Source organism: Novibacillus thermophilus (assembly GCF_002005165.1).
GTDB classification, from domain to species: Bacteria; Bacillota; Bacilli; order Thermoactinomycetales; family Novibacillaceae; genus Novibacillus; species Novibacillus thermophilus.
In genome coordinates, this window is record NZ_CP019699.1 from 349,104 (window position 1) to 365,989 (window position 16,886).

The window sequence follows — 16,886 nt, forward strand, 5'->3', positions numbered from 1 at the left end:
AACGGAGGGAGAACCAATGGAGAAAGGTCAGTTGTTGTACGAAGGAAAGGCCAAAAAAATTTACGCCACTGATGATGAGCACGTCGTCTGGGTGGAGTACAAAGACGACGCCACGGCCTTTGACGGGAAGAAGAAAGGGCGGATCGGCGGGAAAGGCGAGTTGAACAACCGCATTAGCGGCATTTTCTTCAACTATTTAGCGGAAAAGGGTATTTCGACTCACTATGTGAAGGAGATCTCGCCTACCGAACAGTTGGTCCATCGCGTCACTATTCTCCCTATCGAGGTCGTCGTGCGCAATATCGCGGCCGGTTCCCTCGCCAAGCGGCTGGGGATGGAGGAAGGGACAGCGTTAAGCCACGCCGTCGTGGAGACGTATTACAAAGACGACGCTCTTGGCGATCCCCTCATCAACGATTCACACATTTCCGTGCTGGAGTTGGCGACGCCGGAACAAGTCCGCCAAATGAAAGAGATGGCTTTAGACGTGAACGAACACCTGAAGCAGTATTTACGAGCGCGGAACGTCCTCCTCGTCGACTTTAAACTGGAGTTCGGTGTCACGTCATCCGGTGAACTCCTCCTTGCCGATGAGATTTCTCCCGACACGTGCCGCTTTTGGGATGCGGACACGAAAGAAAAACTGGACAAAGACCGTTTCCGCCGGGACATGGGCAATGTGAGGGAAGCGTACGAGGAGATGTTGAGGCGGTTAGGAGGGCCAGCCCGTGTTTAAGGCTTCTGTTCGTGTCACGTTGAGGCAAAGCGTCCACGACCCCCAGGGAAACGCTGTCAAGCGTTCTTTGCACGCCTTGGGGTTTGACGGAGTAAAGGATGTCCGCGTCGGCAAACTGTTGGAACTAGAAGTGGATGTCCCCAACCGCGCGCAAGCGGAGGAACAGGTGGTCGCCATGTGTGAAAGGCTGCTGGCCAACCCGGTCATTGAAACGTACACCGTTTCGGTAGAGGAGGCGGACGCATGAAATTGGCGGTTCCGGTTTTTCCCGGTTCAAACTGTGACATCGACTGTGTCCGCGCGGTAGAAGACAGTTTCCCGGCAGACGTGACACACGTTTGGCACACCGAAACGAATTTAGACGCTTACGACGCCATCATTATCCCAGGGGGATTTTCTTACGGCGATTACTTGCGGCCGGGTGCGATGGCCCGCTTTTCTCCCATTTCGCCGTCCATTTACAAGGCAGCCGAAAGCGGTAAGCTCGTCATCGGCATTTGCAACGGATTTCAAGTGTTGTTAGAGATGGGACTGCTCCCGGGAGCGATGCGCCGCAACGACCATCTTCAATTCCGTTGCGAAACAGTGCCATTGAAAGTGGAGAACGGGAAGACACCGTTTACGCTGGATTACGAGCCGGGAGAAATCATCCGCCTCCCGATCGCCCACGGTGAAGGTAACTACTACTGCGATGAGGCCACGTATGCCCGGTTGAAAGAGGAAAGCCGCATCGTCTTCACGTATGTCGGGAGCAATCCGAACGGCTCAGTGGGAAACATTGCCGGCATCGTCAACGAAGGGTGGAATGTGTTTGGATTGATGCCTCACCCGGAGCGGGCTGTCCACGTGTGGATGGGATCAGAAGACGGACGGAGAGTGTGGACGTCGATGTACCGGTATTGGAGGGAGAAAATCTGTGCCTAAGCGCGAACCGTCTGCAGCAGAGATCGCCGACCAAAAACTGTATCGGGAGATGGGGTTGTCAGATGAGGAGTACGCACGCATTTGTGAAGATTTAGGGCGCAGGCCCAATTACGTGGAAACCGGGATTTACAGTGTAATGTGGTCGGAACACTGCAGTTACAAAAATTCAAAGCCGCTGTTGCGCCTTTTGCCGACGGAAGGTCCACGGGTGATACAAGGTCCGGGCGAAGGAGCCGGTGTTGTGGACATTGGTGATGGGCAAGCGGTTGTGTTCAAAATCGAAAGTCACAATCACCCGTCAGCTATTGAACCTTACCAGGGGGCGGCCACTGGTGTAGGCGGCATTATCCGCGATGTCTTCTCCATGGGGGCAAGACCGGCCGCCTTGCTCAATTCGCTCCGCTTTGGCTCTCTCAGCGACCGCCGCGTCCGCTACTTATTTGAGCAGGTCGTTAAGGGAATTGCCGGTTACGGAAACTGCATCGGCATTCCAACCGTCGGCGGTGAAGTTGTGTTCGACGATGCTTATCGCGGAAATCCCCTCGTCAACGCCATGTGTGTGGGCGTGACGGAGCACGAGCACATTCAAAAGGGAGTGGCGGAAGGGATCGGTAACGCCGTCATTTACGTCGGGGCGAGCACAGGCCGCGACGGCATTCACGGGGCGACCTTCGCCTCTGAAGCGTTGGACGAGGATGCGGAAGGGAGACGCCCTGCCGTACAAGTCGGGGACCCGTTTACAGAAAAATTACTCCTCGAAGGCTGTCTTGAACTGATTGAGAAGGGATTGATCGTCGGCATTCAAGATATGGGTGCGGCAGGCCTTACAAGTTCCAGTGTGGAGATGGCCTGTAAAGCGGGAAACGGGGTGGAGCTTAACTTAGACCTTGTGCCACAGCGTGAGACAGGCATGACCCCCTATGAAATGATGCTGTCTGAATCGCAGGAACGGATGCTCCTCGTCGTGGAGAAAGGGCGAGAAGACGAAGTGCGTGCCGTGTTGGACAAATGGGAGCTCAACATGGCGGTCATTGGCCGCGTGACGGGTAACGGGCGGTTGCGCTTGTACCACAAAGGAAAAGAAGTGTGTGATGTCCCCGTGCATACGCTGGTGGACGGGGCACCGGTTTACGTCCGTCAAGGTTCAGTTCCTGCGTATTACAAGGAAAACAGAGACGTCAACGTTAACCGAACGCTGGAAACGGACAACTGGGAAATGGCTCTGAAACAGCTGTTGCAGTCGCCGACCATTGCCAGTAAGCGCTGGGTGTACCGGCAGTACGATTACATGGTGCAGGCGAATACGGCAGTGCAGCCGGGTTCGGATGCAGCGGTCATCCGCCTGCGAGGCACGGGCAAGGCGCTGGCGATGACGACGGACGGTAACGGGCGGTATGTCTACCTCGACCCCCGGGTTGGCGGAGCCATCGCTGTCGCGGAAGCGGCGCGCAATGTCGTGTGCGCTGGCGCCGAACCTTTGGCACTCACAAACTGCCTGAATTTCGGCAGTCCGGAACATCCGGAAATATACTGGCAGCTGGAAGAAAGTATCAACGGGATGCGGGACGCGTGCCTAGCACTGCAGACACCGGTTATTGGCGGCAATGTGAGTCTGTACAATGAAACGGAAGGAAAGGCTATTTTCCCGACCCCTATTGTCGGTATGGTCGGTTTGGTTCACGATGTGTCACACACGACACAACAGGCTTTCCGCCGTCCCGGGGACGCGGTATTGCTTCTCGGGGAGACGTTTGCCGAACTAGGCGGCAGCGAATGGCAGCACATTCGGGAAGGGAAACCTTCCGGGCGCCCGCCGCAGATCGACTTGGAGAAAGAGAGGCGTGTTCAACAAGTGACGTTGCGCGCCATTCAGCGCCATCTCGTCCGTTCGGCTCACGATTTGGCAGAAGGCGGATTAGCCGTGGCTCTCAGTGAAGCGTGTATCGGAAACGGTTTGGGTGCCGACATCTCTCTCGAATCGTCGCTGTCAGTTACGGAGTGTCTCTTTAGTGAAAGCCAGTCCCGCATCTTGTTGAGTGTCGATGGCCACAAAGTGGATGAGGTGATCGCCTTGTGTGCAGAATGGGACGTACCCGTCGCGCGTATCGGAACAGTAACGGAACGCGGCAAGCCGCTCACGATAACAGTGAACGGTCAGACGGCAGTGACGGAAGATGTGCGTACTCTCACCGATGTGTGGGAAGGAGCGATCCCGTGTCAGATGAATCGGTCTTTGACGAGTTAAACGAAGAGTGCGGCGTTTTCGGGGTGTTTGGTCATCCGGACGCCGTCAATTTGACGTATTACGGACTGCATGCCCTGCAGCACCGTGGCCAGGAAAGTGCCGGTATTGTCAGTTCCGAGGGCGGGACGTTTACGTCGCACCGCGGTATGGGCTTGGTGACAGAAGTGTTTAACAGAGCAACATTGGAAAAGCTGTCCGGCGACACTGCCATTGGCCACGTGCGTTATTCGACGACGGGTGAGAGTTTGCTGTCGAACGCCCAACCGCTGGTGTTCAAATACCGGGAAGGCGATATCGCCCTGGCCACGAACGGGAATTTAGTCAACGCCATGCCGATCAAACACCAACTGGAACGAATGGGCTCCATTTTTCAAACGACGAGTGACACGGAAGTGATCGCCCACTTAATCGCCCGTTCCGGTTACAGCGACTTGCGTGAAGCGGTGAAAGAAGCGTTGCGCATGGTGAAAGGCGCGTACGCTTTCCTCATCATGACGAACGACCAATTGATCGCGGCCCTCGATCCCCACGGCATTCGCCCCCTTGTCATGGGCAGGTTAGGTGACAGTTACGTATTCGCTTCCGAGTCGTGTGCCTTTGACGCCATTGGAGCCGAGTACGAACGGGAAGTGGAACCGGGGGAAATGATTGTCATCGATCGAGATGGAATTCAGACGGACAGCATAACGGGTCAGACTCGGCGGGCTGTCTGCTCGTTCGAGTACATTTACTTTGCCCGTCCGGACAGTGACGTTGGCGGACTGAATGTGCACGCCGTCCGCAAGCGCCTCGGCAAGCAACTGTTCGAAGAAGCGCCAGCGGATGCCGATGTGGTGACTGGTGTCCCGGACTCGAGCATTTCCGCTGCCATCGGTTATGCAGAGGCGGCCGGGTTTCCGTACGAGCTCGGCTTGATAAAGAACCGCTACATCGGAAGGACGTTTATCCAGCCGAACCAGCAGCTGCGGGAACAAGGGGTGAAGATGAAACTGAGTGCCGTTAGACGAGTGGTGGAAGGAAAACGGGTGGTGATGATTGACGACTCGATCGTCCGGGGCACGACGAGCCGACGCATAGTACGCTTGCTGCGGGAGGCGGGAGCGGCGGAAGTTCACGTGCGCATCAGTTCCCCGCCTGTCAAAAACCCTTGTTTTTACGGCATCGACACGGCCGATCGCAATGGACTCATTGCCGCGAGCCACTCGGTGGAGGAGATTCGTGAAGCGATTCAAGCGGACAGTCTCGCCTTTTTGTCCATCTCCGGTTTACTGAAAGCCATCGGGCAAGGGGGAGGCGGGCCACATCACGGCATGTGCCTGGCCTGTTTCGACGGCGTCTACCCGACAGAGATTTACGAAGATGCGCTTGTGAAACAGGGGTAAATACCGCAATTATTTCAGGTGAAGTCGTTTATGCCACTAAAAGGGCATCAGAAAAAGTGATGAACACTGTGTGACGCCCTGCGGGAGGAGCACCCTCCCGGCACCCTTTTTCCCCACATGAACTTACGACAACTACCGCCGGAAAAGGAGCGAGGACGATGAGTGAAGCTTACCGGGAAGCCGGGGTGAACCTCGGGGCCGGGTATGAAACGGTTGAACGCATTAAAAGCCATGTAGCGAGCACGAAACGTCCCGAAGTGCTGAACGGTCTCGGCGCCTTCGGGGGCGTGATCGCTCTTCCATCGGGGTACCGTGAACCTGTACTCGTTGCCAGCACGGACGGGGTCGGGACGAAGTTGAAACTGGCCTTCGCTTTAGACCGGCACGACACGATCGGGATCGACTGTGTGGCGATGTGTGTGAACGACGTCGTCGTCCAAGGGGCGGAACCGTTGTTTTTTCTGGACTATTTGGCGACAGGGAAATTGGACCCCGACCAGGCGGAGTCCGTCGTGAAAGGGGTAGCCCACGGCTGTCGTCTTGCAGGATGCGCCCTCATCGGAGGGGAAACGGCTGAAATGCCCGGCATGTACGCGGATGGCGAATACGACGTCGCAGGTTTTTGTGTCGGTGTTGTGGAGCAGAGTAAGATTGTCACCGGCGAAAAGGTGCGAGCAGGGGATGTGTTGATCGGACTCGCTTCGTCTGGTTTACACAGTAACGGATTTTCCCTCGTCCGCCAACTGCTCGTTGACCCACACCCTGAACGGCTGGAACAGCCGGTTCCGTGGGAGGATCGAACGTGGGGAGATGTTTTACTGACTCCTACCCGCATTTACGTTCCGACCGTGCTCTCTCTCATCCAACAGTTTACGATCCACGGCATGGCGCACATTACCGGGGGTGGCTTATACGAAAATGTGCCGCGCATGCTGCCTGCAGGGACAGGGGCGCACATCCATTGGGGAGCTGGCCGATACCGGAGGTTTTCACGGCGATTCGGCGGGAAGGGAACCTGTCGGCGGAAGAAATGGCCTCAACGTTCAACGTGGGCATCGGGTTTGTGTTGGCCGTACCGGAGGAAGACGCCGACGCTGTGATACAAAGCGCCAACGCACTCGGTGAACGGGCCTACCGCATTGGAACCGTCGTGGCTTGTAACGGCGCCCCTCGAGTCGAAATAAAGGGGGAGTGGGTGTGACGATTGCCGTATTTGCTTCCGGGAGCGGGACGAACTTTGAACGTCTCGTACAAGTCAGCCGGGAGGAACGGTGGCTCGTTCCGATTGTCGTACTCATATGCGACCAACCCGGTGCACACGTACTAAAACGAGCCGACCGTCTCGGTGTCCCGTCTTATGTCTTTTCACCTAAGGCGTTTGAAACAAAAGCCGCTTACGAACAGGCTGTCTACGATGTGTTGCGCCGACACGACGTGACGTGGATCGTCTTAGCCGGCTACATGCGCCTCGTCGGTCCGACGTTGTTGGACGCTTATCCAAATCGTATCGTCAACATACACCCCTCCCTTTTACCTGCGTTTCCGGGCAAAAATGCCGTTGGACAGGCACTGGCCCACGGCGTAAAAGTGACCGGTGTGACGGTGCACTTTGTCGATGAAGGGATGGACACCGGGTCGATTATTGCTCAGCGGGCAGTGGACGTGAGCGAGACAGAAGATGAACACTCTTTGACAGCGAAAATACAGGCAGTCGAGCACGAGCTCTACCCGCATATCGTGCGTCAATTGACGGAAGAAGAGACAACGAAGTCGGATATAGTAGAAAGGGCGGTAACATGAGAAAGAGAGCGATCGTCAGCGTATCAGATAAAACGGGTTTGACTGATCTCGTACGGGAACTGGTGGCGATGGAATGGGAGATCGTCTCCACTGGCGGGACGCGCCGCACGCTTCGGCAAGCAGGGCTGCCGGTCACCACCATTTCCGATGTGACCGGTTTCCCAGAAATTTTGGACGGCCGCGTTAAAACGTTGCACCCGAACATCCACAGCGGTATTTTGGCCCGCCGCGACAACAGCGAGCACGTAAAACAGCTGGAGGAACTCAGGATCGATCCGTTCGACTTAGTCATCGTCAATTTGTACCCGTTTCAGGAGACAGTGGCGAGACCTGACGTCACGTGGGACGAGGCCGTCGAACAGATCGATATCGGGGGTCCGAGCATGCTGCGGGCGGCAGCCAAAAACCACCATGATGTGACGGTCATTGTCGATCCTCACGATTACCGAAAGCTCTTAGAGCAGTTGCGGGAACGGGGAGAGACGACGCATGAATGGAGGAGAGAACTGGCGGCCAAAGCGTTTCGCCATACCGCTGCGTACGACAGCCTCATCGCCGACTACTTGACGAAGGCAACCTCGTCGGACGATTATCCCGAGCGTTTAACCGTCACGTACGAGCGGGTACAAACGCTCCGTTACGGCGAAAATCCGCACCAGCGGGCAGCGTTTTACCGTCTGCCCAACACGCAGACCGGGTTGCCGGCCGCTGAACAGCTAAACGGCAAAGCGTTGTCATACAACAACATTAACGACGCCAATGCGGCATGGGAACTGGTGAGCGAGTTTTCTGTGCCGGCAGTCGTCGCCGTTAAGCATATGAATCCGTGCGGTGTCGGATTGGGGAACGATGTGTTGGAGGCCTTTGAAAAGGCGTATGCTGCCGATCCCGTCTCCATCTTCGGCGGGATCGTAGCCGCGAACCGGGTCGTGGACGAAGCGACCGCTGAGAAGATGCACGGGATCTTTCTGGAAATCGTCCTGGCCCCTGATTTTACGCCTGGGGCTCTCCGCATTCTCAAACAAAAGAAAAATGTGCGGTTACTGCGCATGCACGGGGAGTGTGAACGGGTCCCATACGGCAAGTTGCAATCGGTACAAGGCGGCTTGCTCGTGCAGGAAGCGGATGTCCACGACCTGACGAAGGAACAGTGCCGGGTGGCAACGAAAAAATCCCCGAGTGACAGCGAGTGGGAACAGTTGCTGTTCGCCTGGAAAGTGGTCAAACACGTCAAGTCCAACGCCATCGCCGTCGTGAAAGACAACCAGACAGTCGGCATCGGTGCCGGGCAAATGAACCGGGTCGGCGCTGCTAAAATCGCCCTCGAACAGGCGGGAGACAGAGCGCGGGGAGCCGTGTTGGCGTCCGACGCTTTCTTCCCGATGCCGGATACGATGGAAACAGCGGCGGCGGCTGGGATAGCAGCTGTCATTCAGCCGGGGGGTCAAAGCGCGATCAGGATTCCATCGAGGTGTGTGACTCGAGCGGTATGAGTATGGTGATGACGGGCGTGCGCCATTTCAAACATTAAGGGGGAGCAGGTTCATGCGTGTGTTAGTTGTAGGAGGAGGCGGGCGAGAACACGCCCTCTGCTGGAAATTGAAGCAAAGCCCGCGAGTGGAGGAGATTTTTTGTGCACCTGGTAACGGGGGCATTGCAGACATCGCCACTTGCGTCGACATCGACGCGGACGACTTTGCCGCCTTGGCCCAACTTGTGGAAAAAGAAGGCATCGGCTACACGGTCGTCGGTCCGGAACAGCCCCTCATCGACGGCATCGTGGACGACTTTCGCGACCGGGGACTGGCGATATTCGGACCAAACCGAAAAGCGGCACAAGTGGAGGGCAGCAAATCGTTTGCGAAAGATTTAATGGCTAAGTACGACATCCCGACTGCCGCTTACCGCACCTTTTCCGACTTTACGTCGGCACGCAAATACGTGCACGAAGTCGGTGCCCCCATCGTCATAAAAGCGGACGGACTGGCAGCGGGAAAAGGCGTGACCGTTGCCAAGACGTTAGAGGAGGCGGAAGCGGCACTCGAACGCGTCATGAAAAACCGGGTGTTCGGGGGAGCGGGAGGTGAGGTCGTCATTGAGGAGTGCTTGAGCGGTGAAGAACTGTCGCTGATGGCGTTTGTCTCCGGTCGCACCGTACTGCCTATGGTCGTGGCACAAGACCACAAGCCCGCGTACGACGGAGACAACGGGCCGAACACCGGCGGAATGGGAGCGTATTCCCCGGTGCCGCAGATCGGTTCTGACGTCGTGCAACAGGCGGTACGGGACATTTTGCAGCCGATGGCGGACGCCATGGCAGCGGAAGGTCTCGACTACCGCGGCGTGTTGTACGCCGGATTAATGGTGACGGCGGAAGGACCGAAAGTGATTGAGTTTAACGCCCGGTTCGGCGATCCGGAGACGCAAGTCGTACTGCCGCGTTTGAGGAGCGACTTGCTGGAAGTTTTGAGCGCGACGAGCGAAGGGAGACTGGACCGAGTCGAATTGGAATGGGAGGAACAGTCCGCCTTGTGTGTCGTTCTGGCTTCGGGGGGGTATCCCGGTTCGTACGAGAAAGGTTTTCCGATCAGCGGGCTTTCACCAGACATTGAAGCGGACGTCAAGGTGTTTCACGCCGGCACGCGGACGAGGAGAGGACAATTTGTCACGGATGGCGGGCGGGTGCTAGGCGTCACAGCTCTCGGCACCGATCTGGTGGAAGCCCGCGAAAAAGCTTACGCCGCCGTCGATGGCATCCACTTTTCCGGACGGCATTACCGCCGCGATATTGGTCACAAGGCAATCGTAATGCAGCATCTATAACGACTCAAAAAGGACATTTCCGGTTTTCTTGGCCTTGCGTCGGAAATGTCCTTAACCTTTACCCTCCTTGCGATCCTCGTCCACTCACTTTGGCTCTCCCGGTTCTTTTTTCCTTGTCTTGGTCACGACGATCAAACTCACGACGATGATGCCGACGGCAAGGGCGATGACGTAGCCGTAGTCGATGAGAAATTCGCCGATGATGGAGTTAACCCCCATGTGGCATCATGTCCTTTCCGGACTTGTGTCCACGGGTCGAAGTTTCGTTCCAACGTCGTTTCCTGTCCCCTTATCCAAAGTGTTTTTCCCCCTTAAGTGGAGAATCGGACAGAAACGAGTCACGCCTTCCGCTACACGCAAGGCGCACAACATCGCCATGCCCACGGGGAGTCCCCTTCTCGGATACTTGACCATACGGGACGTGGCCCAGGCTAATCCAGCGAGTCCGCACGTGATTCGCATGATGGCATCCATCGTTCCAACGTTTTTCTGCAACGTGTGCACCTCCTTCTGCAATAGCGTGCCTCAAAACGGTGCTTCTATTCGCGCGCCTGAACGGCACACGCCTCTGGCGCGTGTCCCAATTTTTTTTCGTTTGCCTCTGCTATCTATTTGCTAAAATAGATAAAAGACAGCCAGGACGGCAGGAAAATGAATTACTGAACGCGAAGTGGTTCAGACACAATCCATTTATGAGAAGAAGGTTAGATATTAATGAAGCGATTTGTCGTATTGTGGGTCACGATCGGCTTGCTAGCTTCCGGATGCAATTCCGATGAGCAGCCAACGAAAAACGTAAGCGACCCCCAAGCTGTGGAAGATGGGGCGGACAGCGAGGGGCGTACCATGCCGTTGACTGGTTTGACGGCAGATGGGGACATTTCCCATCCAGTTGTGATGGTGATGGTCAACAACCACCCGAAGGCTCGCCCCCAAACGGGCTTAGACCGGGCCGACATCGTGTTTGAAGTGCTGGCGGAAGGGGAAATTACCCGCTTTGCCGCCTTTTACCACTCCGAGACTGAAGGAACCGTCGGCCCGGTGCGCAGCGTGCGGCCGTATTACTTAGATTTGGCGGAGGGGTTGAACGCCGTCGTCGCCCATGCCGGCGGGAGTCCGGCGGCAAAGGAACGCTACAGCCAGTCCGGGTTTCCGAGTTTGGACGGCATAGCGGAAGACGGCAAGTACTTTACGCGGGAAGATTTTCGCCAAGCGCCGCACAACCTGTACACGAGTGTGGAACAGCTGTTACAAGGTGCATCTGAACAGGGGTTTGCGGACAGGGGTCCGCTCCCACAACTGACGTTTTCAGCAGCGGAAGACGTGGGCGGGGGTGCGACGGCAAATGACATTGACATCGTGTACGGTCCCCTTTACGCAGTTCGCTATACGTACGATACGGCTGCAGGTCATTACACCCGGTGGACGCAAGGGGAAATGCACGTCGACTTGGAAACGGAACAACCGCTAACGATGCACAACGTCCTCGCCATTAAAGCGTCCCACCGCGTATTGGACGAGCAGGGACGGCGTGAAGTCGGTTTGACTGGGAGCGGCGAGGGTTGGTTGTTTCAAAAGGGGACCGTCCGGGAAATACAGTGGAAGTACGTGGACGGATTTCCCCGTCCGTATGCAGATGGACAGGAACTGCCACTCGTCCCCGGCAAGACGTGGGTCAACGTCGTCCCCGAAGACGCTGATGTTCGCTATGGAGACGAGGAGGAATAATCTTTTACCGTGTCGAAGTAAAGGAGTAAAGTGAACAGGAGGAACTCATCATGCCATTGGAAAAATGGAAAGACCGCGAGATTGACCAACTGTTTGCTGCCGTTTTGGAACTGAAGACCATGGACGACTGCTATAAATTTTTTGACGATTTGTGCACGGTCAACGAAATCAAATCAATGGCACAAAGGCTAGAAGTGGCCCGGTTGTTGAGGTTAGGGTACACGTACAGCAAAATTGAAGCAGAAACAGGAGCGAGTACGGCTACGATTTCCCGCGTGAAGCGCTGTTTGAAATACGGCACGGACGGATACGTCTTGGCTCTCGACCGGCTGAAGCAAAAGGGGACAGTAGAGGGCAACGAGGCGAAACAGAGGGACGAGTCAGCGCCTTGATGAATTTGGGCCGCTGTTTCGTTATAATGGGGAGGCGTAAACCGATTACGGTGTAACGTCACGTGATTCAGAACAAATGAACGCAAGTTGGAGGCTGGGTTATGGCGAAGGGAAACGACCAATACGTGCAAAACATTACACCGCAAAGTGAGGACTTTTCCCGGTGGTATATCGACGTCATCCAAAAAGCGGATCTGATGGACTACGCTCCGGTGCGCGGCTGTATCGTGTTTAAGCCGGACGGGTATGAGCTGTGGGAAGCGTGCCAAAGGGAGCTTGATCGGAGGTTTAAAGAAACGGGTCACCGCAATGCGTATTTCCCTCTATTCATCCCGGAAAGTTTTTTTGAGAAAGAAAAGGAACACGTCGAGGGGTTTAATCCCGAGTTGCCGTGGGTGACGGAAGCCGGCGGCGAGAAGTTGGAAGAGCGGCTAGCCGTCCGTCCTACATCTGAGACGGTCATCGGGCACATGTACGCGCGCTGGATTCAATCGTACCGGGACTTGCCCGTGAAAATCAACCAGTGGGCGAACGTCGTGCGCTGGGAAAAGCGAACGTTGCCGTTTTTAAGGACGAGTGAATTTCTGTGGCAGGAAGGACATACGGCCCATGCCACGGCCGAGGAAGCAGAGAGCGAGACGCGCATGATCCTCGATTTGTATACGGACTTTGTGGAAGGCGTGCTCGCCATTCCGGTGTACCGAGGACAGAAGACACCTTCAGAAAAATTTGCAGGAGCCGTACATACGTACTCCATCGAAGCGATGATGAAAGACGGGAAGGCGCTGCAAGCCGGCACGTCCCACTACATGGGACAGAACTTTGCCAAAGGCTTTGACATCCAGTATTTGGATAGAGACAACACCTTGAAACACGTCTTCACCACGTCGTGGGGCGTGAGTACGCGCATTCTCGGTGCGATCATTATGGTGCACGGCGATGACAGAGGACTGGCTCTCCCGCCGTTGATCGCACCGAAGCAAGTGGTGATCATACCCATCGGCCCGAAAAAAGAGCGGGACCGTGTCGTGGCACACGCAGCTGCACTACATCAGCAGCTGGCAGATCGCAACATACGCGTCACGATGGATGACCGGGAAGATTTGAGTCCGGGTTGGAAGTTTAACGAGTATGAAATGCGCGGCATCCCAGTCCGCCTGGAAATCGGCCCCCGGGATATGGAAAAGGGACAGGTCGTGCTCGTGCGCCGCGATACCGGGGAAAAACTGTTCGTCCCAGAGGGAGAATTGACTGAAAGGCTTCCCCGTCTGTTGGAGGAGATACAGCACAACATGTTTGACAAAGCGAAAAAATTTCGGGACGACCATTCCCACGTCGCACACAGCATGGAGGAGCTGACACACATCGTCCGCGACCAGAAAGGGTTTGCCCTTGCAGGATGGTGTGGCGACGAGGTGTGTGAAAAAGCGGTCAAAGAACAGGCCGGGGCCACGAGCCGCAACATTCCGTTCGATCCGCCGGAGACGCTGTCGACTTGTGTTTCTTGCGGGAAATCAGCTGCACACTCCGTATGGTTTGCCAAAGCGTACTGACTGACAATATGAAAGGGTGAGCGTGCTCATCCTTTTTTTGTGCGATTTTATCGATAAGGCTTTTTATGGCACAGTGTCGAACTACAGGTAAAGCATTGCTCGTACAGGTAACCTTGCCCGCACGAAATTCTAGCTGATTCTATCGGTGTCTTGGGAGGGAAAGACACTTTCTACGAACCGGGATCACGACGCCGTGCCACTCGGCAGTTTGTGTCGTGCACTGTGGCCCTACCCAACTGAAAGGGAGGCATGAAATTGGGGAGCTGTTCCGCTATAATTGGGAAAGGAGACGAAAGGCTAGTAGAAAAGGGCGAAACGAAGATGTTGATCGACATGCTGCCCACGTGGCGTCACGTTTTTAAACTGGATCCGCAAAAGGAACTGTCCGATGAAGACTTGCACGAACTCTGTCAGTCTGGGACAGATGCGGTGATGGTGGGGGGGACGGACGGCGTCACTTTTGACAACACGGTCGAGCTGTTGGGGCGCATTCGGCGTTACGAGCTTCCGTGTGTACAGGAGGTATCGAGTCGGGAAGCCGTTGTGCCCGGGTTTGACGGGTATTTGGTTCCCGTCGTTTTGAACGCGTCTGACACCCAGTGGGTCGTCGGTGCCCAACACGAAGCGGTCAAGGCGTTCGGGGGATGATCCCTTGGACGGACGTCGTCGCCGAAGGGTATGTGGTCCTCAATCCCCACGCGAAGGTTGCCAAGTTGACCGGAAGCCGCACAGATTTGACTGGGGAAGACATCACGGCGTTTGCGGAGATGGCGGAACATCTGCTCCGCTTGCCGATCTTATATGTGGAATACAGCGGAATGTACGGAGATACCAAAATGGTGCAGGCTGCTCGTAAAGGGATAAGCAACACACAGCTCATTTACGGAGGGGGCATTCGCCACCCGGAGCAAGCGCGGGAAATGGCGGCAATCGCCGATACGGTTGTCGTCGGCAACATTTTGTACGAGAACTTAGGTCAAGCCCTTCGAACAGTGACAGCTGTTAAAAACTAGTCATTCCTTGTGCGTACGTCTCATTTTGTTACAATAGAACTAACGTTCGGTTAGGAGTGACGGCGATGGACCTCAAACAGCAGGCAGATCAATTGCTTGACAGTTTAAACGAAGCACAGCGGGAAGCCGTGGAGACGACGGACGGACCGCTGCTTATCGTCGCCGGAGCGGGAAGTGGGAAGACGCGAGTCTTGACACACCGAGTGGCGTATTTGCTTCAGCGCAAAAACGTGACGCCTTGGAACATTTTGGCGATTACGTTTACGAACAAAGCGGCACGGGAGATGAAAGAGCGCATCACCCAGATGGTCGGACCGGAAGCGGAGGATATATGGATTTTCACCTTTCACTCGATGTGTGTGCGTATCCTGCGCCGGGATCTCGACCAAATCGGCTACTCGCGCAATTTTACGATTTTGGACGGCGCCGATCAGTTGACGGTCGTGAAACAAATTTTGAACGAACAAAACCTCGACTCGAAAAAATTTGATCCCCGCGCCATTGCGGCGCACATTAGCCAGGCGAAAAACCGCCTTGTGAAAGCAGATGAGTACGGGAGAAAAGCGGGGGACGTCTTTCAACAAGTCGTATCCGAAGTGTACGCGGCATACGAAGAGAAACTGCGTGCCAACCAATCCCTCGATTTTGACGACTTGATCGTGAAAACGATCGATTTGTTTCAACAAGTGCCAGACGTTCTCCATTTCTACCAGAGAAAATTTCAATACATTCACGTCGATGAGTACCAGGACACGAACAACGCCCAGTACCGCCTCGTTAAACTGTTGGCTGATCATCATCACAACATTTGTGTCGTCGGGGACAGCGATCAGTCCATCTACGGGTGGCGCGGTGCGGACATTTCAAATATCCTCGACTTTGAACGAGATTATCCTGAGGCGAAAGTAGTCAAACTAGAACAGAACTACCGCTCCACGGAGACGATTTTGGAAGCGGCCAACCACGTGATCGCGTACAACAAACAACGGAAGGCGAAGCGCCTGTGGACGAACCTCGGCAAAGGGGAGCCGATTGAACGTTTTGCCGGCAGCAGTGAACACGACGAAGCGTACTATGTGGTGGACAGGATAGTCGAAGGGCACAAACAGGGAAGGCCGTACCGCGACTTTGCCATTTTGTACCGCACGAATGCCCAGTCGCGGGTGATGGAAGAAGTACTCGTCAAGGCGAACATCCCGTACCAAATAGTAGGCGGCATCCGATTTTACGAACGCAAGGAGATTAAAGACTTGCTCGCCTACTTGCGCCTGGTGGCCAACCCCCACGACGACTTGAGTTTGACCCGCATCATTAACGTCCCAAAACGCGGGCTGGGAAAGACAACTGTGGACAGACTGTCTCGGTACGCGGCACAGAACGGGATGTCCCTCTATCAAGCGATGGGGGAAGGAGAGCACATCGGGTTGCAGAAGCGCTTTGTCCAGACGTTGGAATCGTTTCGGTGCATGATCGGGGAACTGGCGGCGAAGGTTGATGAGTTGACAGTGACAGAGCTCACTGAAGAAGTGTTGGAACGGACGGGATACCGCTTGGAACTTGTGCGGGAAGGGACCATCGAATCGGCTACTCGACTGGAAAACGTGGACGAGTTCATTTCCGTCACGCAAAACTTTGAACAGCGCAGTGACGACAAGTCGCTCGTTGCGTTCCTCACGGAGTTGGCCCTCATTGCCGACATTGACACACTGGATGTAGACCATCCAGAAAAGAAAGGGGAAGACACCGTCACGCTGATGACACTCCACAGTGCGAAAGGGCTGGAATTCCCGCACGTTTTTCTCATCGGCATGGAAGAAGGCATCTTTCCCCACTCTCGCGCCTTGACAGAGGAAGCAGAGATGGAAGAGGAAAGGCGACTCGCTTACGTCGGCATCACCCGTGCCAAAGAACGCCTCTCCCTCACCCGCGCCCATTCGCGGACACTGTACGGAAGAACGATGATGAATCCTCCCTCCCGGTTTCTAAAAGAAATTCCGGAAGACTACATTCGCGACGTGGACAAAACTTCAGCTCAGACGAACAGGTCAAAACCGCTGTTGAAACCGCGGAGGCTGCATCAGCCGACGGCTTCTCCCGGGGACTGGCAGGTGGGGGACAGAGTGAGACACCGCACATTTGGGCAAGGGACGGTTGTCAAAGTGTCGGGAGACGGTGACGATGTCGAGTTGGATATCGCCTTTTCGGCACCGAAGGGCGTCAAGCGATTCCTCGCTCGCTTCGCCCCGATTGAAAAAGTGTGACGACGCGATACGACTTACAGTGAGAAAGG

13 protein-coding genes and 3 pseudogenes are annotated in these 16,886 nt (G+C 55.5%); 14 read left to right on the forward strand and 2 right to left on the reverse strand.

Features of this window, described 5'->3' with window-relative positions; translation table 11 throughout:
* Nucleotides 1-16: 16 nt before the first annotated feature.
* The 9 genes and pseudogenes from purC (at nucleotide 17) to purD (ending at nucleotide 9,910) form a co-directional block, all read left to right on the forward strand.
* A complete protein-coding gene (gene purC, locus B0W44_RS01890; protein ID WP_077718530.1) occupies nucleotides 17-736 on the forward strand; it encodes a phosphoribosylaminoimidazolesuccinocarboxamide synthase in 720 nt (239 codons plus the stop codon).
* Nucleotides 729-983, forward strand: a complete 255-nt coding sequence (gene purS / locus B0W44_RS01895; RefSeq protein WP_077718531.1) for a phosphoribosylformylglycinamidine synthase subunit PurS — start codon at nucleotides 729-731, stop codon at nucleotides 981-983. Before purC ends, purS begins: the two co-directional genes overlap by 8 nt.
* The gene (purQ, locus tag B0W44_RS01900) at nucleotides 980-1,660 is read left to right on the forward strand and encodes a phosphoribosylformylglycinamidine synthase subunit PurQ (protein WP_077718532.1); all 681 of its coding nucleotides are present in this window, start codon (nucleotides 980-982) and stop codon (nucleotides 1,658-1,660) included. Before purS ends, purQ begins: the two co-directional genes overlap by 4 nt.
* A complete protein-coding gene (gene purL / locus B0W44_RS01905) occupies nucleotides 1,653-3,905 on the forward strand; it encodes a phosphoribosylformylglycinamidine synthase subunit PurL (RefSeq protein ID WP_228441393.1) in 2,253 nt (750 codons plus the stop codon). The genes purQ and purL overlap by 8 nt, the downstream gene beginning before the upstream one ends.
* Complete coding sequence (gene purF / locus B0W44_RS01910; RefSeq protein WP_077718533.1) at nucleotides 3,875-5,287, forward strand: amidophosphoribosyltransferase; 1,413 nt, start codon at nucleotides 3,875-3,877, stop codon at nucleotides 5,285-5,287. Before purL ends, purF begins: the two co-directional genes overlap by 31 nt.
* A 158-nt stretch (nucleotides 5,288-5,445) precedes the next feature.
* Nucleotides 5,446-6,488, forward strand: a pseudogene (purM, locus tag B0W44_RS01915) (phosphoribosylformylglycinamidine cyclo-ligase).
* The gene (gene purN, locus B0W44_RS01920; RefSeq protein WP_077718534.1) at nucleotides 6,485-7,087 is read left to right on the forward strand and encodes a phosphoribosylglycinamide formyltransferase; all 603 of its coding nucleotides are present in this window, start codon (nucleotides 6,485-6,487) and stop codon (nucleotides 7,085-7,087) included. Before purM ends, purN begins: the two are co-directional and overlap by 4 nt.
* A pseudogene (gene purH / locus B0W44_RS01925) lies at nucleotides 7,084-8,618 on the forward strand (bifunctional phosphoribosylaminoimidazolecarboxamide formyltransferase/IMP cyclohydrolase). Before purN ends, purH begins: the two are co-directional and overlap by 4 nt.
* Nucleotides 8,619-8,632: 14 nt before the next feature.
* Nucleotides 8,633-9,910, forward strand: a complete 1,278-nt coding sequence (gene purD, locus B0W44_RS01930) for a phosphoribosylamine--glycine ligase (RefSeq protein ID WP_077718535.1) — start codon at nucleotides 8,633-8,635, stop codon at nucleotides 9,908-9,910.
* An 84-nt stretch (nucleotides 9,911-9,994) separates the two neighbouring features.
* On the opposite strand, the gene B0W44_RS18855 is transcribed toward purD, so the two are convergent.
* Together B0W44_RS18855 and B0W44_RS01935 are read right to left on the reverse strand one after the other, a co-directional pair.
* On the reverse strand, nucleotides 9,995-10,129 hold the full coding sequence (locus B0W44_RS18855; protein ID WP_257788058.1) for a hypothetical protein: 135 nt from the start codon (nucleotides 10,127-10,129) through the stop codon (nucleotides 9,995-9,997).
* Nucleotides 10,130-10,135: 6 nt separating this feature from the next.
* Nucleotides 10,136-10,405, reverse strand: coding sequence for a YgaP family membrane protein (locus B0W44_RS01935; protein WP_077718536.1), 270 nt, complete (start codon nucleotides 10,403-10,405; stop codon nucleotides 10,136-10,138).
* A gap of 219 nt (nucleotides 10,406-10,624) precedes the next feature.
* On the opposite strand from B0W44_RS01935, the gene B0W44_RS01940 reads away from it, so the two are divergent.
* From B0W44_RS01940 to pcrA, 5 genes and pseudogenes are all read left to right on the forward strand, one after another.
* Nucleotides 10,625-11,638, forward strand: coding sequence for a DUF3048 domain-containing protein (locus B0W44_RS01940; RefSeq protein WP_077718537.1), 1,014 nt, complete (start codon nucleotides 10,625-10,627; stop codon nucleotides 11,636-11,638).
* Between the two features lie 50 nt (nucleotides 11,639-11,688).
* Nucleotides 11,689-12,030 carry a YerC/YecD family TrpR-related protein gene (locus B0W44_RS01945; protein ID WP_077718538.1) on the forward strand — a complete coding sequence of 114 codons (342 nt, stop codon included), beginning with the start codon at nucleotides 11,689-11,691 and terminating at the stop codon, nucleotides 12,028-12,030.
* Between the two features lie 101 nt (nucleotides 12,031-12,131).
* Entirely contained in the window at nucleotides 12,132-13,583 is a 1,452-nt protein-coding gene (gene proS / locus B0W44_RS01950) for a proline--tRNA ligase (RefSeq protein ID WP_077718539.1), read from the forward strand.
* A gap of 321 nt (nucleotides 13,584-13,904) precedes the next feature.
* Nucleotides 13,905-14,596, forward strand: a pseudogene (gene pcrB / locus B0W44_RS01955) (heptaprenylglyceryl phosphate synthase).
* A gap of 65 nt (nucleotides 14,597-14,661) precedes the next feature.
* Nucleotides 14,662-16,857, forward strand: coding sequence for a DNA helicase PcrA (pcrA, locus tag B0W44_RS01960; protein WP_077718540.1), 2,196 nt, complete (start codon nucleotides 14,662-14,664; stop codon nucleotides 16,855-16,857).
* The last annotated feature ends 29 nt before the right edge of the window (nucleotides 16,858-16,886 follow it).

Excerpts from the sequence above, each read along its gene's own strand:
- B0W44_RS01940 (WP_077718537.1), top strand. The coding sequence starts at position 10,625 with ATGAAGCGATTTGTCGTATTGTGGGTCACGATCGGCTTGCTAGCTTCC.
- purD (WP_077718535.1), top strand. The coding sequence starts at position 8,633 with ATGCGTGTGTTAGTTGTAGGAGGAGGCGGGCGAGAACACGCCCTCTGC.
- B0W44_RS18855 (WP_257788058.1), bottom strand. The coding sequence starts at position 10,129 with ATGGGGGTTAACTCCATCATCGGCGAATTTCTCATCGACTACGGCTAC.
- pcrA (WP_077718540.1), top strand. The coding sequence starts at position 14,662 with ATGGACCTCAAACAGCAGGCAGATCAATTGCTTGACAGTTTAAACGAA.
- purQ (WP_077718532.1), top strand. The coding sequence starts at position 980 with ATGAAATTGGCGGTTCCGGTTTTTCCCGGTTCAAACTGTGACATCGAC.
- purC (WP_077718530.1), top strand. The coding sequence starts at position 17 with ATGGAGAAAGGTCAGTTGTTGTACGAAGGAAAGGCCAAAAAAATTTAC.
- proS (WP_077718539.1), top strand. The coding sequence starts at position 12,132 with ATGGCGAAGGGAAACGACCAATACGTGCAAAACATTACACCGCAAAGT.
- B0W44_RS01945 (WP_077718538.1), top strand. The coding sequence starts at position 11,689 with ATGCCATTGGAAAAATGGAAAGACCGCGAGATTGACCAACTGTTTGCT.